Annotated in this window: 21 protein-coding genes; 12 read left to right on the top strand and 9 right to left on the bottom strand. The window is 71.5% G+C overall.

Annotated features, from left to right (window positions below):
* Window positions 1–100: 100 nt before the first annotated feature.
* The gene (locus ACZ67M_RS12645; protein ID WP_361351910.1) at window positions 101–508 is read right to left on the bottom strand and encodes a CBS domain-containing protein; all 408 of its coding nucleotides are present in this window, start codon (window positions 506–508) and stop codon (window positions 101–103) included.
* Between the two features lie 133 nt (window positions 509–641).
* Window positions 642–1,442, bottom strand: a complete 801-nt coding sequence (hisN, locus tag ACZ67M_RS12640) for a histidinol-phosphatase (protein ID WP_361351907.1) — start codon at window positions 1,440–1,442, stop codon at window positions 642–644.
* Between the two features lie 190 nt (window positions 1,443–1,632).
* On the opposite strand from hisN, the gene ACZ67M_RS12635 reads away from it, so the two are divergent.
* A complete protein-coding gene (locus ACZ67M_RS12635) occupies window positions 1,633–2,244 on the top strand; it encodes a TetR/AcrR family transcriptional regulator (protein ID WP_307015034.1) in 612 nt (203 codons plus the stop codon).
* A gap of 7 nt (window positions 2,245–2,251) precedes the next feature.
* Here the strand turns inward: ACZ67M_RS12635 and ACZ67M_RS12630 are convergent, their stop codons facing one another.
* The 4 genes from ACZ67M_RS12630 to ACZ67M_RS12615 all read right to left on the bottom strand — a co-directional run bounded on the left by ACZ67M_RS12630 (window position 2,252) and on the right by ACZ67M_RS12615 (window position 5,936).
* The gene (locus ACZ67M_RS12630; RefSeq protein WP_064729742.1) at window positions 2,252–2,575 is read right to left on the bottom strand and encodes a DMT family transporter; all 324 of its coding nucleotides are present in this window, start codon (window positions 2,573–2,575) and stop codon (window positions 2,252–2,254) included.
* A 160-nt stretch (window positions 2,576–2,735) separates the two neighbouring features.
* The gene (rsgA, locus tag ACZ67M_RS12625) at window positions 2,736–3,749 is read right to left on the bottom strand and encodes a ribosome small subunit-dependent GTPase A (protein ID WP_469850831.1); all 1,014 of its coding nucleotides are present in this window, start codon (window positions 3,747–3,749) and stop codon (window positions 2,736–2,738) included.
* Window positions 3,750–3,761: 12 nt separating this feature from the next.
* The gene (gene aroA, locus ACZ67M_RS12620) at window positions 3,762–5,078 is read right to left on the bottom strand and encodes a 3-phosphoshikimate 1-carboxyvinyltransferase (RefSeq protein WP_469850830.1); all 1,317 of its coding nucleotides are present in this window, start codon (window positions 5,076–5,078) and stop codon (window positions 3,762–3,764) included.
* Between the two features lie 135 nt (window positions 5,079–5,213).
* Entirely contained in the window at window positions 5,214–5,936 is a 723-nt protein-coding gene (locus ACZ67M_RS12615; RefSeq protein ID WP_469850829.1) for a M50 family metallopeptidase, read from the bottom strand.
* Window positions 5,937–5,986: 50 nt separating this feature from the next.
* Here ACZ67M_RS12615 and ACZ67M_RS12610 point away from each other — a divergent pair, with 50 nt between their 5' ends.
* The 10 genes from ACZ67M_RS12610 to ACZ67M_RS12565 all read left to right on the top strand — a co-directional run bounded on the left by ACZ67M_RS12610 (window position 5,987) and on the right by ACZ67M_RS12565 (window position 16,097).
* Complete coding sequence (locus tag ACZ67M_RS12610; RefSeq protein WP_392010553.1) at window positions 5,987–6,802, top strand: SOS response-associated peptidase; 816 nt, start codon at window positions 5,987–5,989, stop codon at window positions 6,800–6,802.
* 10 nt (window positions 6,803–6,812) lie between these two features.
* The gene (locus ACZ67M_RS12605; RefSeq protein ID WP_469851335.1) at window positions 6,813–7,478 is read left to right on the top strand and encodes an alpha/beta hydrolase family protein; all 666 of its coding nucleotides are present in this window, start codon (window positions 6,813–6,815) and stop codon (window positions 7,476–7,478) included.
* A 257-nt stretch (window positions 7,479–7,735) separates the two neighbouring features.
* Window positions 7,736–8,419 carry an RNA polymerase sigma factor SigR gene (sigR, locus tag ACZ67M_RS12600; protein ID WP_064729748.1) on the top strand — a complete coding sequence of 228 codons (684 nt, stop codon included), beginning with the start codon at window positions 7,736–7,738 and terminating at the stop codon, window positions 8,417–8,419.
* The gene (gene rsrA / locus ACZ67M_RS12595) at window positions 8,416–8,727 is read left to right on the top strand and encodes a mycothiol system anti-sigma-R factor (protein WP_007444529.1); all 312 of its coding nucleotides are present in this window, start codon (window positions 8,416–8,418) and stop codon (window positions 8,725–8,727) included. Before sigR ends, rsrA begins: the two co-directional genes overlap by 4 nt.
* Before the next feature lie 108 nt (window positions 8,728–8,835).
* Window positions 8,836–10,179, top strand: a complete 1,344-nt coding sequence (locus ACZ67M_RS12590) for an HD-GYP domain-containing protein (RefSeq protein WP_469850826.1) — start codon at window positions 8,836–8,838, stop codon at window positions 10,177–10,179.
* Window positions 10,176–11,495 (top strand): HD-GYP domain-containing protein, encoded by a 1,320-nt coding sequence (locus tag ACZ67M_RS12585; protein WP_469850824.1) that lies wholly within the window; start codon window positions 10,176–10,178, stop codon window positions 11,493–11,495. Before ACZ67M_RS12590 ends, ACZ67M_RS12585 begins: the two co-directional genes overlap by 4 nt.
* Window positions 11,496–11,608: 113 nt before the next feature.
* Window positions 11,609–12,589: a tetratricopeptide repeat protein gene (locus ACZ67M_RS12580; protein WP_161329950.1), complete on the top strand. Its 981-nt coding sequence runs from the start codon at window positions 11,609–11,611 to the stop codon at window positions 12,587–12,589.
* Between the two features lie 150 nt (window positions 12,590–12,739).
* Entirely contained in the window at window positions 12,740–13,390 is a 651-nt protein-coding gene (def, locus tag ACZ67M_RS12575) for a peptide deformylase (protein WP_392010563.1), read from the top strand.
* Window positions 13,391–13,638: 248 nt separating this feature from the next.
* A complete protein-coding gene (cyc1, locus tag ACZ67M_RS12570; protein ID WP_361353582.1) occupies window positions 13,639–14,724 on the top strand; it encodes an epi-isozizaene synthase in 1,086 nt (361 codons plus the stop codon).
* Window positions 14,721–16,097, top strand: a complete 1,377-nt coding sequence (locus tag ACZ67M_RS12565) for a bifunctional albaflavenone monooxygenase/terpene synthase (RefSeq protein ID WP_361351879.1) — start codon at window positions 14,721–14,723, stop codon at window positions 16,095–16,097. Before cyc1 ends, ACZ67M_RS12565 begins: the two co-directional genes overlap by 4 nt.
* A gap of 3 nt (window positions 16,098–16,100) precedes the next feature.
* Here the strand turns inward: ACZ67M_RS12565 and ACZ67M_RS12560 are convergent, their stop codons facing one another.
* Complete coding sequence (locus ACZ67M_RS12560; protein ID WP_361351876.1) at window positions 16,101–17,069, bottom strand: GlxA family transcriptional regulator; 969 nt, start codon at window positions 17,067–17,069, stop codon at window positions 16,101–16,103.
* Between the two features lie 92 nt (window positions 17,070–17,161).
* Here ACZ67M_RS12560 and ACZ67M_RS12555 point away from each other — a divergent pair, with 92 nt between their 5' ends.
* Window positions 17,162–17,407 (top strand): hypothetical protein, encoded by a 246-nt coding sequence (locus tag ACZ67M_RS12555; RefSeq protein ID WP_385798082.1) that lies wholly within the window; start codon window positions 17,162–17,164, stop codon window positions 17,405–17,407.
* Here ACZ67M_RS12555 and ACZ67M_RS12550 read toward each other — a convergent pair.
* Entirely contained in the window at window positions 17,320–18,333 is a 1,014-nt protein-coding gene (locus ACZ67M_RS12550) for a ribonucleotide-diphosphate reductase subunit beta (RefSeq protein ID WP_361351873.1), read from the bottom strand. The genes ACZ67M_RS12555 and ACZ67M_RS12550 overlap by 88 nt on opposite strands.
* Window positions 18,333–20,720 (bottom strand): ribonucleoside-diphosphate reductase subunit alpha, encoded by a 2,388-nt coding sequence (locus ACZ67M_RS12545; protein ID WP_392099517.1) that lies wholly within the window; start codon window positions 20,718–20,720, stop codon window positions 18,333–18,335. The genes ACZ67M_RS12550 and ACZ67M_RS12545 overlap by 1 nt, the downstream gene beginning before the upstream one ends.
* Window positions 20,721–20,786 lie beyond the last annotated feature (66 nt).

Here is a 20,786-nt window from a genome sequence, read left to right as displayed (position 1 = left end):
AGTACTGGACCGCTTGTCGCGGCGGCGGGCCGGATCCCCGGGTACGGGGGTCCGGCCCGTTTCGTCGTTCGGCCCGTCGGGCCGTCAGCCCGTCAGGCCGTCAGGCCGTCACCGCCGGGGTGCCCCGCCGCGAACGCTCCGGCGCCCAGCAGCGGATGATGTCGCGCACCGAGACGATGCCGGCCGGCTCGCCGCCCTCGAGCACGATGAGGTGGCGGAAGCCGCCGTGCGCCATGGCCGCGGCCGCCTCCTCCACGGTCCAGGACGGTGCGGCGAAGACGACGTCGGTGGTGGTGTGGGCGTGGGCGCGCTCGGTGTCCGGGTCCTGGCCCCGGCCCACGGAGACCAGCACGTCGCGTTCGGTGAGGATGCCGATGCCGTCGGCGTCGGGGTCGTGCACCACGGCCGCGCCGACGCCCCGTGCGGACATCAGGGCGGCGGACTGACGGAGTGTGTGGGCGGGGCCGATGGTGAGGACTACCTTGCTCATGATTTCGCGGACGAGCATGGGGTGGAGCCACCTCCTGCCGGTGATCCATGAGTTAGTTCATGGATTCACAAGTTCACAAGTGGGGGGACTCTCAGGGTGGCAGGTAAAGCGGGGGTCAACAAGGGGGCGTGAAGGGGGAGTCGGCGGGCGCTCAGTAGCGCTGGTTCAGGTAGCCGAGGAGTTCGTCGTGCAGGTGGCCGTTCGACGCCGCCGCGTTGCCGCTGTGCGGGCCGTGGCGCCCGTCGAGGCCGGTGAAGGTGCCGCCGGCCTCCGTGACGATGATGGCGTTCGCGGCCATGTCCCAGAGGGACAGCTCGGGTTCGGCGCAGATGTCCACCGAGCCCTCGGCGACCATCATGTACGGCCAGAAGTCGCCGTACGCGCGCGTGCGCCACACCTCGCGGGTGAGGTCGAGGAAGCCGTCCAGCCGCCCCTGCTCCTCCCAGCCGCTGAGCGACGAGTACGCGAACGAGGCGTCCGAGAGCGTGGACACCTGGGAGACCTGGAGCCTGGAGGCGGAGGTCAGGCTGCGGCCGGTGAACGCGCCGTGGTCCTTGACCGCCCACCAACGGCGCCCGAGGGCCGGGGCGGATACCAGCCCGACCACGGGCTGGTATCCGCCCTCGCCTGCCTCCATGAGCGCGATCAGGGTGGCCCAGACGGGGACGCCCCGTACGTAGTTCTTGGTGCCGTCGATCGGGTCGATCACCCAGCGGCGGGTACCGGCGCCCGTGGTCCCGAACTCCTCGCCCTGCACCGAGTCGCGGGGGCGGGCGCGGGCGAGGTGGCCGCGGATGAGTTCCTCGGCGGCCTTGTCCGCCTCGCTCACCGGGGTCATGTCCGGCTTCGTCTCGACCTTGAGGTCGAGGGCCTTGAAGCGGTCCATCGTCGCCGCGTCGGCGGCGTCGGCGAGCACGTGGGCGAGGCGGAGGTCGTCGAGGTAGTCGGGCATGCGGCAACCGTATCGGCCCGGGACGGGCGGGAGCCACCAGGGGTTTGGCGGGCGTGGCGGATCACGGAGGGGGAGTCGCGGGGGCGGATGCGCCCCGCCGGCCCTGCCCGACCCGGCGCGAGGACCCTTGACAGTGACCCCATACCCGTCAAATCTGGGCACGAAGCCGCTCGGCCCGAGGGAGGCGACGGTGCCCGCAGCCCGGGAGTCCCTGCTCGACGCCGCCTACCAGGCGTTGGCGCGCCGGCCGTGGTCCGCCGTGCGGATGGTGGACGTCGCGGCGGCGGCCGGGGTGTCCCGGCAGACGCTGTACAACGAGTTCGGCAGCAAGGAGGGCCTCGCGCGGGCGCTCGTGCGCCGGGAGGCCGACGGCTATCTCGCGGGCGTGGACCGCGCGCTCGCCGGGCCCAGCGACCCGCGGGAACGGCTCACCGCGACCGCCGAGTGGATGATGTCCGCCGCCCACGAGAACGCGCTGGTCCGGGCACTGCTCACCGGCTGCTGGAGCGAGCGGCTGCCCGCACCGGAGCTGACGGCCGTGCCGTCCTCCTCCGCCGCGCCGGCCCAGCGCCGGGCCGACGGTCCGCTGCCCTCGCCCGGCGACTTCGTGGCCCTGGTGCGCGACCGTGCCGTGGCCGTTCTGTACGGCGCCGACCCGCTCGCCCCGCCGGACGCCGTCGAACTGGCCCGCTCCTGCGAACTGGCGGTGCGGCTCGCCCTGTCCTGCGTCGCGGCACCGCCCGGCGAGGGCGGCGTGGCCGACCTGGTACGCACCGCCCTGCCGCGCCGGTCGATGGCGTAGGGCCGGCTCAGTGCGCCGAGCCCGACAACTGGAGCCCGATCACGCCGATGATGACGAAGCTGATCGAGACGATCTTCAGGGTCGAGACCAGGTCGCCGAGGAAGACCATGCCGTAGATGGCGGTGCCCGCGGCGCCGATGCCGGTCCACACCGCGTAGGCGGGGCCGACGTCGAGCCTCTTCAGGGCCAGGGTCAGCAGTCCGAAACTGCCCAGGGCGAAGGCGCAGAAGGCGACGGTGGGCCAGAGCCGGGTGAAGCCGTGCGACAGCTTCAGGCAGACGGCGAACCCGGTCTCGAGCAACCCGGCCACTATGACCAGCAGCCACGCCATGTCTTGTCCTCCCGTAGTCCCGTACCGTGACCGCTGCGTCGTCCGGTGCTGTGTCCGGCGGTCGTTACTGGGTCGCTTCGTCCGGATTTGCACGGGCTTGGTTCCGGCTTGGTGCGATTATGCACTTACCGGTGCCACGGCACGGCAAACAACGCGGAGGTCAGTCGCCTTCCTTCCGCTCGCGCGTCGACAGCAGCCGGCGCAGCGAGTACAGCCGCGCCGGGTCGGCGTGGCCGTCGGCGACCCACGCGTCCAGCGCGCAGTCCGGCTCGTCGTGGCTGCACGCGCGGGGGCACCCCTCGGTGCCGGGCACCAGGTCGGGGAAGGCGTTGATGACCCGCGACGGATCGATGTGCGCCAGCCCGAACGACCGTACGCCGGGGGTGTCGACGACCCAGCCGCCCGCCTCGGACGACAGCGGCAGGGCGAGCGCCGAGGTCGTGGTGTGCCGGCCGCGGCCCGTCACCGCGTTCACATGGCCCGTCACCCGACGGCGGTCCTCCGGCACCAGGGTGTTGACGAGTGTCGTCTTGCCGACGCCGGAGTGGCCGACGAATGCGGTGATCTTCCCGTCCAGGTGCTCGCGCACGAGGTCGGCCGCGGCGCCGTTCTCCAGCTCCTCGCGGCTGGTGACGACGTACGGGATGTCCAACGCGCCGTACAGCTCCAGGAGTTCGTCCGGCGACGCCAGGTCCGACTTGGTCATGACCAGCAGCGGGGTGAGACCGCCGTCGAACGCCGCGACCAGGCAGCGGTCGATCAGGCGGGGGCGCGGCTCCGGGTCGGCCAGGGCGGTGACGATGGCGAGCTGGTCGGCGTTGGCGACGACCACGCGCTCGTAGGGGTCGTCGTCGTCCGCGGTGCGGCGCAGCAGGGACGCGCGCTCCTCGATGCGGACGATGCGCGCGAGGGTGTCCTTCTTGCCGGAGAGATCGCCGACCAGTGCCACCCGGTCGCCGACCACCGCCGCCTTGCGGCCCAGTTCCCTGGCCTTCATCGCCATCACGACCCGGTCCTCGACCAGGCAGGTCAGCCGGCCGCGGTCCACGGTGAGGACCAGGCCCTCGGCGGCGTCCTCGTGCTTGGGCCGGATGTGGGTGCGCGGCCGGTTGCCCTTGCGGTTGGGGCGGGAGCGGATGTCGTCCTCGTCGGTGTGCTTGCCGTAGCGGCGCATGGCGAACAGTCCCTACGCCCCGAGCATCCCGGTCCACAGGTCGGGGAAGTCGGGCAGGGTCTTGGCGGTGGTGGCCACGTTCTCGATGCGCACTCCGTCGACCGCGAGGCCGAGGATCGCGCCGGCGGTGGCCATGCGGTGGTCCTCGTACGTGTGGAAGACGCCGCCGTGCAGGGGGCGCGGGCGGATGTGCAGGCCGTCGGCGGTCTCGGTGACGTCGCCGCCGAGTTCGTTGATCTCCTTGGTGAGCGCGGCCAGGCGGTCCGTCTCGTGCAGCCGCAGGTGCGCCACCCCGCGCAGGGTCGAGGGGGAGTCCGCGAGGGCGGCGACGGCCGCGATGCCCGGGGTCAGCTCGCCGACCTCGCCGAGGTCGACGTCGATGCCGTGGACGGCGCCCGATCCGGTGAAGACCAGCCCGTAGTCCGTCAGTTCGCAGGAACCGCCCATCTCGGTGAAGATCTCCCGCAGCCGGTCGCCGGGCTGGGTGGTCTGGGCCGGCCAGTCGGGGATCACGGCCTTGCCGCCGGTGATCAGGGCCGCGGCCAGGAACGGCTGGGCGTTGGAGAGGTCCGGCTCGACCGTCAGGTCCCGGCCGAGGAGCGCGCCCGGCGTGACCCGCCAGACGTTCGGCTCGCCGCCCGACTCCGGGGTGTCGACCTGGGCGCCCACCGAGCGAAGCATGTCGACGGTCATCCGGATGTGCGGCATGGACGGCAGCGCGGAGCCGGTGTGGCGGACCTCGACGCCCTGGTTGAAGCGCGGGCCGGACAGCAGCAGGGCGCTGACGAACTGAGAGGACGACGACGCGTCGATCTCGACCGGGCCGCCCTCCAGTGCGCCCCCGCCGTGCACGGTCAGCGGCAGCGCGCCGCGCCCGTCGTCGTCGACGCGGGCACCCAGGACGCGCAGCGCGTCGATCACGCCGTGCAGCGGACGCTCGTAGGACCGCGGGTCGCCGTCGAAGCGGACGGGGCCGTCCACGAGCGTGGCGACCGGCGGCAGGAAGCGCATGACCGTGCCCGCGTTGCCGACGTCGACCGCGGCCGGGCCGCGCAGTCCCGCCGGGATGACCCGCCAGAACTCACCGCTGCCCTCCGGACCGACGCCCTCCTCGATCTCGACGCCCATCGCGCGCAGCGCCTCGGCCATCAGCAGGGTGTCGCGGGAGCGCAGCGGACGGCGCAGCCAGCCGGGCTCGGAGGCGAGGGCGGCCAGCACCAGGGCGCGGTTGGTGACCGACTTGGACCCGGGCACCTGGACGGTCGCGTCGACGGCTCCGCTCGCGTGCGGTGCGGGCCAGAGGGCGGTGTGCGTGGGGTTCACGGTCATGGGCCCCACTTTAATGGCTGAAGCCGACCGGAAATCTTGATCAAAGGCGGCGGAACCTGACCGAAATCGCGACGGTGCACATGCCGTGCATATATGCGGGCGCGTCTCCCCGGGGCGCGCGGGGGCGACCGTGGGTCACAGCTCCAGCAGCCAGCGTCCCCCGCCGATCAGCGAGCACAGCGACACCGCGTGGAACAGGAAGAACCAGACCCCCGCCGGCGCGTGGGTCAGCCGGGCCAGCTGGTCCGCGTCCGAGTCGCCCGCGCCGCCCCGGGACCGCTTGGCCTGGAGCTCGAAGGCCGGACGCACCCCGCCGAGCAGCAGGAACCAGACCACCGCGTACGCGAACGCCGCCTGCACCTGCGGTCCGGCCAGCCAGGAGACCAGGACGAACGTGCCGCCGGTGAGCACCACCGTCAGCATCCCGTACGCGTTGCGGACCATCACCAGCAGGGCGACGAGCAGCGCCGTCGCCAGCCACAGCAGCAGGGTGATGCGCCCCGCGGCCAGCAGCGCGGCGCCGCCGAGGCCGAGCAGCGGGGGAGCGGTGTAGCCGGCCACCGCCGTCAGGATCATCCCGACGCCGGTCGGCTTGCCGCGGCTCACCGTCAGGCCGCTGGTGTCCGAGTGCAGGGTGATCCCGGTCAGGGTGCGGCCGGTGAGCAGCGCCACGAGCCCGTGGCCGCCCTCGTGCGCGATGGTGATCGCGTTGCGGGCTATCCGCCACGGGCGGTGCGGTACGACGACGACCAGCGCGGCCACCAGGGTCGCGATCACCACCCACAGGTCGGGGTCGGGCTGGGTGCCGGAGACCTCGTCCCACAGAGAAGGGAGCGAGGCCGTTGCGAGGTGGTCCATGTTCGGTGAGGGCTCCTCGTGTCTGCGCGGGGTCTGGCAGTGTGGCACGTATGTGCGGACGGTATGCGGCGAGTCGCCGACCCGAGGATCTCGCGGGAATCTTCGAGATCGAGAAGTGGGAGCCCAAGGAGAGCTTGGAGCCCGACTACAACGTGGCGCCCACCAAGGAGGTCTACGCGGTCCTGGACCGTCCTCTCAAGGACGCCGAGGACCCGAGGCCGGTTCGGCAGCTGCGGAAACTGAAGTGGGGCCTCGTCCCGTCCTGGTCCAAGACGCCCGAGGGCGGGGCGCGGATGATCAACGCCCGCGCGGAGACCGTCCACGAGAAGCCCTCCTACCGGCGCGCCTTCAGCAGCAGGCGCTGCATCCTGCCCGCCGACGGCTACTACGAGTGGGTCACCGGCAAGCAGGAGCGGGACCTGGAGGTCGAGGGACGCAAGAAGCGGCCCCGCAAGCAGCCGTACTTCGTGACACCGGCCGACGGGTCCGTGTTCGCCATGGCCGGGCTGTACGAGTTCTGGCGGGACAGCACGCTCCCGGACGACCACCCGCAGGCCTGGTGGGTGACGTGCTCGGTGATCACCACCGAGGCCGAGACCACCCCGCTCGCGGTCGCCCCGGCCGACGGCCCGCACGCGCTCTCCGACATCCACCCCCGGATGCCGCTGATGCTGACGCCGGACCGCTGGGACGACTGGCTCGACCCGGCGCGCACCGACCCCGACGCGCTGACCTCCCTGCTGGCGCCGCCGCCCGCCGGAATGATGCGGGCCTTCCCGGTCTCCACCGCGGTGAGCAACGTGCGCAACAACGGGCCGGAGCTGCTCGAGGAGCTGGAGGCGCCGGAAGAGGGCACACTCTTCTGACGTGACGCATGTGACGAAGGAGACGTCCGAGACGCCCGAGGCGGTTGAGACGGTCGAGACCGACGCCGGACCCGCCCGCATCACCTGGCACCGGGCGAGGAAGCCCCGCCTCGTCCTCGCCGCGAGCCACGGCGCCGGCGGCGGCATCGAGGCGCGCGACCTGAGGGCGCTGGCGGCCGCGCTGCCCGCCCACGGAGTGAGCGTGGCCCTGGTCGAGCAGCCCTGGCGGGTGGCCGGCAAGAAGCTGGCGCCCGCGCCGAAGACCCTCGACACCGGCTGGCGCGGCGTCTGGCCCGCGCTGAACGCACCGGGACCGCCCGTGATCGCGGGCGGCCGCAGCGCAGGTGCCCGCGTCGCCTGCCGTACCGCCCGCGAACTCGGCGCCCACGCCGTCCTCGCCCTGAGCTTCCCCCTGCACCCGCCGGGCAAGCCCGAGAAGTCCCGCGCCGACGAGCTGCTGGGGGCGGGCGTCCCCACCCTCGTCGTGCAGGGCGGCAACGACCCCTTCGGGAGGCCGGCGGAGTTCCCCGAGGCTCCCGGGGGGACGTACGACCTCGTCGAGGTGCCGTACGGCGATCACGGTTTCGCCGTGCCCAAGCGGGCGGAGATCACCCAGGAGGCGGCCCTGGAGCTGATCACCGAGGGGGTCGCGAAGTGGGTCGGCTCACTCGGGTGAACCCCTGGGAATGACCGGCGTGCGCCCACTGTTGTGGCGGACGTACGTTGCTGAGAATCAGCACCGACGCCGTAGGAGAGGAAGTCCGCCGCATGGGTTCGACCTTCTGCCCGAGCCGTAGCAGCCGATCCGACCTGGACTGGACTGTGCTGCACGCGGCGAAGACCGCCCCTATTCGGGCGGCGGGCGGACCGGATCGTCGTCTATCCTCCGATTCGAGTGGGGCCGGTCTCGGTTTCACGACGTCACTGGAGGAGGTGGGTCCGGTCACTGGGACCGACGCAGGGACCGAACACGGCCAGGCGGAGCAGCCCGAGGGCCGGGGCGAGAGCGCGGAGTCGACCGCCGAGCGCAGCGCGCGCTTCGAGCGGGACGCGCTGGAGTTCCTCGACCAGATGTACTCGGCCGCGCTGCGCATGACGCGTAATCCGGCCGACGCCGAGGACCTGGTGCAGGAGACCTACGCCAAGGCGTACGCGTCCTTCCACCAGTTCCGCGAGGGCACCAACCTCAAGGCGTGGCTGTACCGCATCCTCACCAACACCTTCATCAACTCGTACCGCAAGAAGCAGCGCGAGCCCCAGCGCAGCGCGGCCGAGGAGATCGAGGACTGGCAGCTCGCGCGCGCCGAGTCGCACATGTCGACCGGTCTGCGCTCCGCCGAGTCGCAGGCGCTGGACCACCTGCCCGACTCGGACGTGAAGCAGGCGCTCCAGGCCATCCCCGAGGAGTTCCGCATCGCCGTCTATCTGGCGGACGTCGAGGGGTTTGCCTACAAGGAGATCGCCGACATCATGGGGACACCCATCGGTACGGTGATGTCCCGGCTGCACCGTGGACGCCGTCAGCTGCGCGGCATGCTGGAGGACTACGCCCGCGACCGCGGTCTGGTCCCGGCCGGCGCCGGAGAGTCGAACGAAGCGAAAGGCTCGGGGTCATGAGCTGCGGAGAGCCGCACGAGACGGATTGCAGCGAAATCCTCGATCATCTCTACGAGTTCCTCGACAAGGAGATGCCGGACTCGGACTGCGTCAAGTTCGAGCACCACTTCGAGGAGTGCTCGCCCTGCCTGGAGAAGTACGGGCTGGAGCAGGCCGTGAAGAAGCTGGTCAAGCGGTGCTGCGGACAGGACGACGTGCCGGGTGACCTGCGCGCCAAGGTCATGGGCAGGCTCGACCTGATCCGGTCGGGACAGTCCGTGCCCGAGCACGACGTCACGGCGGCACCGTCGGCTCCCCAGGAGTCCTGAGCCCCCACGAGTCACTCGTACGTGCTAATCCGCGGGTTATCTGCCCGCGGCCTCCCCACCGCCGTCCTAGGCTCCGGAGCCTGACAGACGTGGTCGGGGGAGGGGATCATGGACGCGGTACCGGCTCGGGCGCGCGTGTACGCCGCCTGTGTCGTCCTGGCCGCACTGCTCTGCCTGCGGCCACTGCCCGCGACACCCACGCCCTGGCGGGCGTTGCTGCTGCTCGCCGGGTTGTACGCGGGCTCCGAGCTGGTCGCGCGCTCCCGCTCCGTCGGTACCTGCTACCCCGTCCTGCTGGCGGGTGCCTTCCTGCTCCCGCCGCCCGCCGCGGCGCTCGTCGCACTGCCGGGCGCCCTGCTGTCCCCGGTGCCGAGGCGGCCCTACGCGCTGCGGCGTGTCTGGCGGGCCGCACAGCTGACGCTCGCCGTCTGGGCCGCCGCGTACGTCCACGGGCGGCTCGGCGGGCGGGACGCGCTCGCCGAGCCCGACTTCCCGTACGCGCTCGTGCCGGCCGGGGCCGCGGTACTGGCGTTCTGCCTGGTGCTCACCCTGCTGGACGGAGGCATCCTGGCGCTCGCCGACCATGTCCCGGCGAGCCGGACGTGGCGCGGGCTGTTCACCGGGACGCTCGGACCGGTCGCCGTGCACGGGCTCGCCGGGCTGATGATGGCCGTCCTGTGGCGCAGCCCGTACGGTCCGGTGGCCGCGCTGCTCGTGCTGCTGCCGATGTGTGTCGCGTGGTGGGCGTTCGCCCAGTACCACCGGGAGCGGGCCGCGCACCAGGCGACCATCCGCGCGCTCGTGCAGGCCGTCGACATCAAGGACGGCTACACCCGCGGACACAGCGAGCGCGTCGGCCGGGCCACCATGATGATCGCCCGTGAGCTGGGCATGGACGACGAGCGGGTCGAGACGCTCCGCTTCGCCGGCATCCTGCACGACGTGGGCAAGCTCGGCGTCCCCACCCGGCTGCTGCGCAAGGAGGGGGCGCTGACGCCCGAGGAGCGGCGGGTGATCGAACTGCACCCTGAGTACGGGCACGAGATGGTGCGCGGCATCCGCTTCCTGGGGGAGGCCCGGGCCGCCGTCCTCCACCACCACGAACGGCTGGACGGCAGCGGCTACCCCTACGGCCTGGTCGGCGACCGCATCCCCGAGTCGGCCCGCGTGGTGGCCGTCGCCGACGCCTTCGACGCGATGACCTCCACCCGCTCCTACCGCAGGGCCCGCCCCGTCGCCGCGGCGGTGCAGGAGCTCCAGCGGTGTGCCGGGAAGCAGTTCGACCCCCGGATGGTGGGCGCGCTGGTCCGCGCCCTGGGCCGGCACGGCTGGCACCCGTCGGTCACGGCCGACGGCACCCCCGCACCCCCGACGGCCGCGGCGCCCCCCGGCCGGCCCCGCGGCGAGGGCGCGCGCGACAGCCGCGACAGCGTCGGGAGGCGTGCCGTATGAGCGGGCCCCGGCCGCGGGGGCGGCTTCCCCTGGTGCCCCGGCCGCGGGGTCGGCCTCCTCTGGTCCCCCCGTTGCGGGGCCGGCCTCCTCTGGTGCCCCACCTCATCCGCGCCGCCGCCGGACTCGTCGCCGCGCTCTGCCTCACCTCCGTGCTGTGGTCGGGGCTCGTCCACCGGCCCGTCGCGCTCGCCTTCGGTGTGCTGGTCACCCTCGGTGAGCTGACCCGCCGCGCCGACGCCGAGGCCCGCGAGGCGGCTCCGCTCGGCGCCGCCGGGGCACTGGCGTACGCGCTGCTAGGCGAGGTCGCCGGGCGGCCCGCCCCGCACGGCGTCGCCCAGACCGTCACCGTCGTCCTCGCCGCCTCGCTGGCCGGCAGCGTGCCCTACATAGCCCGCGGCAGTGGGCCCGTCCTCGACCACCTGGCGCGGCGCGTGCTCACCGTCGCCTTCGCCGCCGTGTGCTTCCAGCCGCTCTCCGGCCAGGGCACTTTCCGCGAGTGGAGCGGCCCCGCGTACGCGCTGCTGCTGATCGCGCTGCTCGCCCTGACCACGCTGTGCGACGCCGTGCTGGCCGCGGCACCCGCGCACGCCCGCACCGGCTGGCCCTTCGGCCCGCTGCTGCGCGAGGAGCTGCGCGGCATGGTCGGGATCACCTCCGCCGTCTGCGCGACCGGGGTGGTGATGGCGCTCGCGGTGGGCGTCGCGGGCCTCTGGGCGCTCCCCGTCTTCTGCGTGCCACTGCTGCTCGCCCAGCTGTCCTACCGCCGCTACGCGGCCGTCCGGGCCACCTACCGGCAGACCATCGCGTCCCTGGCCAGGGCGACCGAGATCGCCGGGTACACCCCGGCCGGGCACGCGCGCCGCGTCGCCGAGCTGAGCGGGGCCGTGGGCCGCGACCTGGGGCTGTCGGGGGCCGAACTGACCGTGCTGGAGTACGCGGCCCTGATGCACGACATCGGCCAGCTCAGCCTGGTCGACCCGGTACCCGCGGGCGCCACCGCCGGCCTGCCCGCCCAGGAACAGCGGCGGATCGCGCTGCTCGGCGGCGCCGTGGTCCGTCAGACCGGCGTCGACCCGGCCGTCGCGGTGGTCGTGGAGCGCCAGGCCGACCCCTGCCGGGAGCAGCCGCCGGCCGCGCGGATCGTCCGGGTCGTCAACGCCTACGAGGAGAAGGCGCGGGACGCCGGTCCCGGCGGCGGTCTCACGGCCCTGGAGGAGCTGCGCCTGGCCACCGCGGACGACTACGCTCCGGACGTGGTGGAAGCACTGGCCCGAGTGCTTTCGCGAGGCAGCCTTACCTTGCCCTCGGCTGGGTAACCCATGGGTAATGAGCGCCTCTACACCCGTACGTGGTTTGATGCGCAGGAAAGGGTGTCCGGGGGCGCGAAAGGCACAGCCAGCCCACAGAACGGAACTGGCAGGCGGGAATCGTGAGGATCTTCGGCAAGGCACGGCACCGGCCCTCCGCCTCCTGGCGGCAGGCCACCGACCGCGCGTTCACGCTGATCGGCGACGGTCGCTACGAGGACGCGGGGGCGCTGCTGACGCGGGCCGCCGACCTGGAACCCTGGCTCTCGGAGTCGTGGTTCAACCTCGCCCTGCTGCACAAGTTCCGGCACGACTGGGAGCAGGCCAGAGCGGCCGGGCTGCGGGCCGTCGCGCTCCTCGACCGGGACACCGGCGCCCCCGACTGGTGGAACGTCGGCATCGCGGCGACCGCCCTTCAGGACTGGCCGCTGGCCCGCCGGGCCTGGCAGGCGTACGGACTGCGCACCCCCGGGGACGCGACGGACGCCGGTGAGCCGCTCGGCATGGAACTCGGCAGCGCGGCCGTACGGCTGTCCCCCGAGGGGGAGGCCGAGGTCGTGTGGGGGCGGCGCCTGGACCCCGCCCGCGTGGAGGTGCTGTCCATCCCGCTGCCGTCCTCCGGGCGGCGCTGGGGCGAGGTCGTCCTGCACGACGGGGTGCCGCACGGGGAGCGGTCCACCGCGGCCGGGCACTCCTACCCGGTCTTCGACGAGATCGAGCTGTGGGCGCCGTCGCCCGTGCCCACCTGGGTCGTGCTCCTGGAGGCGGCCACCGAGTCCGACCGGGACGCGCTGGAGCAGCTGGCGGCCGACGCCGGGTTCGCCGCCGAGGACTGGTCGTCCTCGGTCCGGCTGCTGTGCCGGATGTGCTCGGAGTCCCGGATGCCGTCCGACGAGGGCGAGGGCGAGCACCTCGACCCGCATGACCACAGCGAACCGGGCCACCCGGGGCCGCTGGGCCACCGCACCGACGGGCAGCTGTGGGTGCCGGAGCGGGAGTGCGGGGTGGCTGCGCCGGCCGCGCTGGTGAGGGGGTTGTTGGACGGGTGGGTCGCGGACAGCCCGGATTCTCGTGACTGGCGGGACTTGGAAGAAGTCTGCTGAGGTTGTTGGCCGACTGCGCGTTCGTCGTGGCTGGTCGCGCCCTCGCGGCGGAGCCGCATATCGACACAGTCCCGCGCCCCCAAGGGGGCGCGTCACCGTACCCTGTATCAAGCATTCAGCCAGGTTCATCCAGGAAGGCATACGTCGGTCATGGCCCAGCAGGACACCGATCAGCAGCACGTGGGCGTGCTCCCCGTGGACGACGAGGGCTTCGTCGTCGACACCGAGGACTGCGAGGGGCGCGAGGCGGCCTGGCGTGAGCGGGGCGCCTCGCGTCCGATCACGGTGGTCGGCAATCCGGTGCTGCACACGGAGTGCGCGGACGTCACCGACTTCGGCGAGGAGTTCCAGCAGCTGGTGGCGGACATGTTCGCCAGCCAGCGCACCGCCGAGGGCGTGGGCCTGGCCGCCAACCAGATCGGCGTCTCCCAGAAGGTCTTCGTCTACGACTGCCCCGACGACGAGGGCGTCCGCCACGTCGGCGTGGTCTGCAACCCGGTCCTCGTCGAACTGCCCGCCGACCGGCGCCGCCTCGACGACAGCAACGAGGGCTGCCTCTCCGTGCCGACCGCCTACGCGCCGCTGGCCCGCCCCGACTACGCCGAGGTGACCGGGCAGGACGAGAAGGGCAACCCGGTCAAGGTGCGGGGCACCGGCTACTTCGCACGGTGTTTGCAGCACGAGACGGATCATCTGTACGGGTACCTGTACATCGACCGGCTCTCCAAGCGGGAGCGCAAGGACGCGCTGCGGCAGATGGCCGAGAACGAGCCCCGGTACCCCGTGGTCGCGAACGACTGACACCGCCCCACCCGTCACACATCTCCCTTGCGCACGGCGCCTGTTCGGGTCTCCCCCGAGCGGGCGCCGTTCGTCTGTCGAAACCTGCCACACAACAGGAGAATTCAGGCATCGGGGGTAGTGAATGGAGCAAATCCGTTCCCAGAACGGTCAGTTGTGGTGCTGAATGGGAAGTGCGGGGATTCGCAACGGCGCACGCCCCGCTCAGCGAGAGGGGTGCGCCACCGGCGGCTGAGAGGGGTTTGTTCGTGCATGCTTTCCCACACGGCACCACAGCGACACCGACAGCGATCGCAGTACCGCCATCGCTCCGCCTCCCGGTGATCGAGGCGGCATTTCCCCGGCAACTGCACCCGTATTGGCCGAGGCTCCAGGAGAAGACGCGTACCTGGCTGCTCGAAAAACGGCTCATGCCGGCGGACAAGGTCGAGGAATATGCCGACGGCCTGTGCTACACGGACCTCATGGCGGGGTACTACCTGGGCGCCCCCGAGCCGGTCCTGCAGGCGATAGCGGACTACAGCGCGTGGTTCTTCGTCTGGGACGACCGGCACGACCGGGACATCGTCCACGGCCGGGCCGGCGCCTGGCGGCGACTGCGCGACCTGCTGCACACGGCACTTGACGCACCCGGGGAACACCTGCACCACGAGGACACTCTGGTGGCCGGGTTCGCCGACAGCGTGCGGCGCCTGTACGCCTTCCTGCCGACGACCTGGAACGCCCGGTTCGCCCGGCACTTCCACGCGGTGATCGAGGCGTACGACCGGGAATTCCACAACCGCACCCGCGGAATCGTGCCCGGAGTCGAGGAGTATCTGGAACTGCGCCGGCTCACCTTCGCCCACTGGATCTGGACCGACCTCCTTGAGCCGAGCTCGGGCTGCGAACTGCCGGACGCGGTGCGGAAACACCCGGCATATCGCAGGGCGGCGCTGCTGAGTCAGGAATTCGCGGCCTGGTACAACGACCTCTGCTCCCTGCCCAAGGAAATCGCGGGCGACGAGGTCCACAATCTCGGCATCAGTCTCATCACACATCAGGGACTCACCCTGGAAGAAGCCATTGTCGAAGTCAGGCGACGCGTCGAGGAATCCATCACCGAATTCCTCGTGGTGGAGCAGGACGCGTTACGGTTCGCCGACGCACTGGCCGACGGAACCGTACGCGGAAAGGAACTGAGCGGCGCCGTGCGGACCAACGTCGGCAATATGCGGAACTGGTTCAGTTCCGTCTACTGGTTCCATCACGAGTCCGGCCGGTACATGGTCGACAGCTGGGACGACCGGTCCACACCCCCGTACGTCAACAACGAAGCGGCAGGTGAGAAATGACCGTCGAGTCCGTCAACCCCGAGACCCGCGCGGAAGCGGCGCCGGAGCTGCGCGAGCCGCCCTTCGCGGGCGGCGGCGTACCCGTGCTCGGCCACGGCTGGCGGCTGGCCCGCGACCCGCTGGCCTACATGTCCCAGCTGCGCGACCACGGCGACATCGTGCGCATCAGGCTGGGCCCGAAGACCGTCTACGCGGTCACCGCCCCCGAACTCACCGGCGCCCTCGCGCTGAGCCCCGACTACCACATAGCCGGTCCGCTGTGGGAGTCGCTGGAGGGACTGCTCGGCAAGGAGGGCGTGGCGACCGCCAACGGCCCACTCCACCGGCGCCAGCGGCGCACCATCCAGCCGGCCTTCAAGCTCGACGCGATCCCCGCGTACGGGCCGATCATGGAGGAGGAGGCGCACGCGCTCACCGAGCGCTGGCGGGCGGGCCAGACCGTCGACGCGACCTCCGAGTCCTTCCGGGTGGCGGTGCGCGTCGCGGCCCGCTGCCTGCTGCGCGGGCAGTACATGGACGAGCGCGCCGAGCGGCTGTGCGTCGCGCTCGCCACCGTCTTCCGGGGCATGTACCGGCGCATGGTCGTCCCGCTCGGACCGCTCTACCGGCTGCCCCTTCCGGCCAACCGCAAATTCAACAGCGCGTTGGCCGATCTGCATCTGCTGGTGGACGAGATCATCACCGAGCGCCGCGCATCCGGTCAAAAGCCGGACGATTTGCTCACGGCATTGCTGGAGGCGAAGGACGACAATGGCGAACCGATCGGGGAACAGGAGATCCACGACCAGGTCGTCGCGATACTCACCCCGGGCAGTGAAACCATCGCCTCCACGATCATGTGGTTGCTACAGGCACTTGCCGACCACCCGGAACATGCCGACCGCATACGCGACGAAGTCGAAGCGGTGACCGGCGGACGCCCCGTGGCATTCGGGGACGTTCGCAAGCTCACGCACACCGGCAATGTCATCCTGGAAGCCATGCGTTTGCGCCCGGCCGTATGGGTATTGACCCGCCGCTCGGTGGCCGAGACCGAACTCGGTGGCTATCGCATTCCGGCCGGTTCGGACATCATCTACAGTCCGTACGCAATCCAGCGCGATGCGAAGTCGTACGCCGACAACCTGGAGTTCGACCCGGACCGCTGGCTTCCGGAGCGGGCGCGGAATGTGCCGAAATACGCCATGAAGCCGTTCAGTGTGGGCAATCGCAAGTGCCCCAGCGACCACTTCTCCATGGCGCAGCTGACGCTGATCACGGCCGCGCTCGCCACGAAGTACCGCTTCGAGCAGGTGGCCGGCTCGAACGACGCCGTGCGGGTCGGCATCACCCTGCGCCCGCACGACCTGCTGGTCAGGCCGGTGGCCCGGTGACGCTCAGGCGGCGGCCTCCGGGCCCCGGAAGGTGCGCCGGTAGGCGTGCGGGGTGGTGTCCAGGGCCCTGACGAACTGGTGCCTGAGGGCCGCCGCCGTACCGAAGCCGGTGCGCCAGGCGATCGTGTCCATCGTCTCGTCCGTCGCCTCGAGGAGACGCTGGGCCAGCAGCACGCGCTGGCGCAGGATCCAGCGGTAGGGAGTCGTGCCCGTCTCCTGCTGGAAGCGGCGGGCGAAGGTGCGTGGGGACATGTGCGCCCGCGCCGCGAGCTGCTCGACGGTGACCTCCTCGTCGAGGTGCTGCTCCATCCAGGCCAGCACCTCGCCGACGGTGTCGCAGGAGGAGCGCGGCAGCGGGCGTTCGATGTACTGCGCCTGTCCGCCGTCCCGGTGCGGCGGCACCACCATGCGCCGGGCGATCCGGTTGGCGACCTCGGGACCCTGCTCCTTGCGCACGATGTGCAGGCAGGCGTCGATCCCGGCGGCGGTGCCGGCGGAGGTGATCACCGGGTCCTCGTCGACGTAGAGCACGTCGGGCGCGACGACGGCCCGCGGGTACTGGCGGCTCAGCTCGGCCGCGTGGTGCCAGTGCACCGCGCACCGCCGTCCGTCCAGCAGCCCGGCGGCGCCCAGCACGAAGACCCCGGAGCACACGCTCAGGACGCGCGCGCCCCGGTCCACCGCCTCCCGCAGGGCGTCGAGGAGGTCGGGCGGGTACTCCCGGCGCACGAAGTCGCTCCCGGCCGGCACGGCGATCAGGTCCGCCTCGGCCAGCCGGTCGAGACCGTACGGCGTGGAGACGGTCAGTCCGCCGACATGGGTGCCGAGCGAGGGGCCCTCCGCGGAGACCACCGCGAAGTCGTACCCCGGCAGCCCCTCGTCGCTCCGGTCGATGCCGAAGACCTCGCAGACCACGCCGAGTTCGAAGGGATGTACACCGTCGAGCAGGACGGCGGCCACGTTTTCGAGCATGGTCCCAGTGTGCATCGGGAGTGGCAGGAAATCGAGGCCCTACGGCAGTCCTGCCACTCCCGGTAAGGAGTATCCGGCGCGACAGTGGTGTCATGAACGGAAACCAGATCGAAGCCCTGATCGGAATGCTCGTGACCTTCGGACTCCTGGTCCTCATGGTCCTCCCCTCGGTGATCGGCATCGTGCGCGAGAGGCGCGTCGACCGTCAGATCAGGGAGGCCCAGGAGGGGAGGAGGGGAGAGGAGGTGCCTCAGAAGTCCTCGTCCAGGTCGACGGTGCCCTCCACCGCCACCTGGTACGCCGAGGGACGCCGCTCGAAGAAGTTGGTCAGCTCCTGAACGCCCTGAAGCTCCATGAAGGAGAAGGGGTTCTCCGAGCCGTACACGGGGGCGAAGCCGAGGCGCGTCAGGCGCTGGTCGGCGACGCACTCCAGGTACTCCCGCATCGAGTCGGTGTTCATGCCCGGGAGGCCGTCACCGCACAGGTCGCGCGCGAACTGCAGCTCGGCCTCGACGGCCTCCCGCAGCATGTCGGTGACCTGCTGCTCGAGCCGCTCGTCGAACAGCTCCGGCTCCTCCTTGCGCACGGTGTCGACCACGTCGAAGGCGAAGGACATGTGCATCGTCTCGTCCCGGAACACCCAGTTGGTTCCGGTGGCCAGGCCGTGCAGCAGACCCCGGCTGCGGAACCAGTAGACGTACGCGAAGGCGCCGTAGAAGAACAGGCCCTCGATGCAGGCGGCGAAGCAGATGAGGTTCAGCAGGAAACGGCGCCGGTCGGCCTGGTTCTCCAGGCGGTCGATCGACTCGACCGAGTCCATCCACCTGAAGCAGAACTCGGCCTTCTCGCGGATGGACGGGATGTTCTCCACGGCCGCGAAGGCGGCGTTGCGGTCCTCCGGGTCGGGCAGGTAGGTGTCCAGCAGCGTCAGATAGAACTGGACGTGGACGGCCTCCTCGAAGAGCTGCCGCGACAGGTACAGGCGCGCCTCGGGGGAGTTGATGTGCTTGTAGAGGGTCAGCACCAGGTTGTTCGCCACGATCGAGTCGCCGGTGGCGAAGAAGGCCACCAGGCGGCCGATCAGGTGCTGCTCCTCGGGGCTGAGCTTCGCGAGGTCGGCGACGTCCGAATGGAGGTCGACCTCCTCGACGTGCCAGGTGTTCTTGATGGCGTCCCGGTAGCGCTCGTAGAAGTCGGGGTAGCGCATGGGGCGCAGCGTCAGTTCGAAGCCCGGGTCGAGCAGGTTCTTCGTGTTCTCGGACATTACTGGCAGGCCTCGCAGGACTCGGGGTTTTCAAGGGAGCAGGCGACCGCTTCGGGATCCGGGGTCACCTGGGCGGGGACACTGGCCCGGCCGGCGGCGCGGGCGATCCGGGTCGCCGGGCGCGAACGCAGGTAGTACGTGGTCTTCAGGCCCTGCTTCCAGGCGTACGCGTACATCGAGGAGAGCTTCCCGATGGTCGGCGTCTCCAGGAACAGGTTCAGCGACTGGGCCTGGTCGAGGTACGGGGTGCGGGCGGCGGCCATGTCGATCAGGCCGCGCTGCGGGATCTCCCAGGCGGTGCGGTACAGCGCGCGGACGTCCGCGGGGATCCAGGTGAACTCCTGCACCGAGCCGTTGGCCTCGCGCAGCGCTTCGCGGGTGCGGGCGTCCCACACGCCGAGCCGCTTGAGGTCGTTCACCAGGTAGGAGTTGACCTGGAGGAACTCGCCGGACAGCGTCTCGCGCTTGAACAGGTTGGACACCTGCGGCTCGATGCACTCGTAGACGCCCGCGATGGAGGCGATGGTGGCGGTCGGCGCGATGGCGAGCAGCAGGGAGTTGCGCAGGCCGGTGGTGGCCATGCGCTCGCGCAGCGCCGCCCAGCGCTCCGGCCAGGTGGTCTCGACGCCGTAGTGGTCGGGGTGCAGCACGCCCCGCGCGGTACGGGTCTTCTCCCAGGCCGGCAGCGGGCCGTTGCGCTCGGCGAGGTCGGTGGACGTCTCGTACGCGGCGAGCATGATCCGCTCGGCGACGCGGGTGGAGAGGGCCTTCGCCTCGGGCGAGTCGAAGGGCAGGCGCAGCTGGAAGAAGACGTCCTGGAGGCCCATCGCGCCCAGGCCCACCGGGCGCCAGCGGGAGTTGGAGCGGCCCGCCTGCTCGGTCGGGTAGAAGTTGATGTCGACGACCCGGTCCAGGAAGGTGACGGCGGTGCGGACGGTGGCGTCCAGCCGCTCCCAGTCGATGTCGCCCTTCGCCACGTCGACGAAGGCGCCGAGGTTGACCGAGCCCAGGTTGCAGACCGCGGTCTCGCCGTCGTCCGTGACCTCCAGGATCTCCGTGCAGAGGTTGGAGGAGTGGATGACGTTGCCCGGCTCGGCCGTCTGGTTGGCGGTGCGGTTGGCGGTGTCCTTGAAGGTCATCCAGCCGTTGCCGGTCTGCGCGAGGGTGCGCATCATGCGGCCGTACAGCTCGCGGGCGGGCAGGGTCCTGCGGGCGAGCCCGGCTGCCTCGGCGGCGCGGTAGGCGGCGTCGAACTCCGCGCCGTACAGGTCGGTCAGCTCGGGCACGTCGGCGGGCGAGAACAGCGACCACTGGCCGTCGGCGTCCACGCGGCGCATGAACTCGTCCGGGATCCAGTGCGCCAGGTTCAGGTTGTGGGTGCGTCGGGCGTCCTCGCCGGTGTTGTCCCGCAGCTCCAGGAACTCCTCGATGTCCGCGTGCCAGGTCTCCAGGTAGACCGCCGCCGCGCCCTTGCGCCGGCCGCCCTGGTTCACGGCCGCCACCGAGGCGTCCAGCGTCTTCAGGAACGGGACGATGCCGTTGGAGTGCCCGTTGGTGCCGCGGATCAGGGAGCCGCGGGAGCGGACGCGGGAGTAGGCGATGCCGATGCCGCCGGCGTGCTTGGAGAGCCGGGCGACCTGGTGGAGGCGGTCGTAGAGGGAGTCCAGCTCGTCCTTGGGGGAGTCCAGGAGGTAGCAGGACGACATCTGGGCGTGCCGGGTGCCCGAGTTGAACAGGGTGGGGGAGGAGGGCAGGTAGTCGAGGCGGCTCATCAGGCCGTAGAGCGCGGTGACCTCGTCCACGGAGCGTGAGGTGTCGTCCTCGGCGAGGCCGGCGGCGACCCGCAGCATGAAGTGCTGGGGCGTCTCGACGACCTTGCGGGTGATCGGGTGCCGCAGCAGGTAGCGGCTGTGCAGGGTGCGCAGTCCGAAGTAGCCGAAGCGGTCGTCGGCGGCCCGGTCGATCGTCGCGTCCAGCCGGTCCGCGTGCTGCCGCACGAACTCGGCGGTGCGGTCGGCGATCAGGCCCTCGCGGTGGCCGGTGGCGACCGACTCGGTGAAGGACGTGACGCCCTGGGAGGCGGCCTCCGCGCGGATGGAGATGGTCAGCAGCCGGGCGGCGAGGCGGGAGTAGACCGGGTCCTCGGAGATGAGACCGGCCGCCGCCTCCGTGGCCAGCTCGCGCAGCTCGGCCTCGTCCGCGTGGGCGGACCGGCCGCGCAGCGCGGCGGCGGCGACCCGGCCGGGGTCGGCGTCGGGGAGGTCGGCGGTCAGCTCGGTCAGGGTCCGCAGCAGGGCGGCACCGGGTCCGTCGGACTCCTCGGTCACCGGCATCGCTGAAGTCGTCACCGGGGTCGCTGCGGCCGGATCGGCTGGCGCGATGGTCACGTGGGGGCACTCCCTCGCTCGGCACGGGGCCTGGCGGAGGGCAGGAGGCAGCACACGAGCGCACGC

The sequence above is a fragment of the Streptomyces sp. NPDC107500 genome, assembly GCF_055582785.1.
The sequence above is the reverse complement of the archived record's forward strand: the minus strand, read 5'-3'. Positions and strand labels throughout refer to the sequence as shown.

Excerpts from the sequence above, each read along its gene's own strand:
- ACZ67M_RS12645 (WP_361351910.1), bottom strand. The coding sequence starts at position 508 with ATGCTCGTCCGCGAAATCATGAGCAAGGTAGTCCTCACCATCGGCCCC.
- hisN (WP_361351907.1), bottom strand. The coding sequence starts at position 1,442 with ATGCCCGACTACCTCGACGACCTCCGCCTCGCCCACGTGCTCGCCGAC.
- ACZ67M_RS12630 (WP_064729742.1), bottom strand. The coding sequence starts at position 2,575 with ATGGCGTGGCTGCTGGTCATAGTGGCCGGGTTGCTCGAGACCGGGTTC.
- rsgA (WP_469850831.1), bottom strand. The coding sequence starts at position 3,749 with ATGCGCCGCTACGGCAAGCACACCGACGAGGACGACATCCGCTCCCGC.
- aroA (WP_469850830.1), bottom strand. The coding sequence starts at position 5,078 with ATGACCGTGAACCCCACGCACACCGCCCTCTGGCCCGCACCGCACGCG.
- ACZ67M_RS12615 (WP_469850829.1), bottom strand. The coding sequence starts at position 5,936 with ATGGACCACCTCGCAACGGCCTCGCTCCCTTCTCTGTGGGACGAGGTC.
- ACZ67M_RS12610 (WP_392010553.1), top strand. The coding sequence starts at position 5,987 with ATGTGCGGACGGTATGCGGCGAGTCGCCGACCCGAGGATCTCGCGGGA.
- rsrA (WP_007444529.1), top strand. The coding sequence starts at position 8,416 with ATGAGCTGCGGAGAGCCGCACGAGACGGATTGCAGCGAAATCCTCGAT.
- ACZ67M_RS12590 (WP_469850826.1), top strand. The coding sequence starts at position 8,836 with ATGGACGCGGTACCGGCTCGGGCGCGCGTGTACGCCGCCTGTGTCGTC.
- ACZ67M_RS12585 (WP_469850824.1), top strand. The coding sequence starts at position 10,176 with ATGAGCGGGCCCCGGCCGCGGGGGCGGCTTCCCCTGGTGCCCCGGCCG.
- def (WP_392010563.1), top strand. The coding sequence starts at position 12,740 with ATGGCCCAGCAGGACACCGATCAGCAGCACGTGGGCGTGCTCCCCGTG.
- ACZ67M_RS12565 (WP_361351879.1), top strand. The coding sequence starts at position 14,721 with ATGACCGTCGAGTCCGTCAACCCCGAGACCCGCGCGGAAGCGGCGCCG.
- ACZ67M_RS12560 (WP_361351876.1), bottom strand. The coding sequence starts at position 17,069 with ATGCTCGAAAACGTGGCCGCCGTCCTGCTCGACGGTGTACATCCCTTC.
- ACZ67M_RS12555 (WP_385798082.1), top strand. The coding sequence starts at position 17,162 with ATGAACGGAAACCAGATCGAAGCCCTGATCGGAATGCTCGTGACCTTC.
- ACZ67M_RS12550 (WP_361351873.1), bottom strand. The coding sequence starts at position 18,333 with ATGTCCGAGAACACGAAGAACCTGCTCGACCCGGGCTTCGAACTGACG.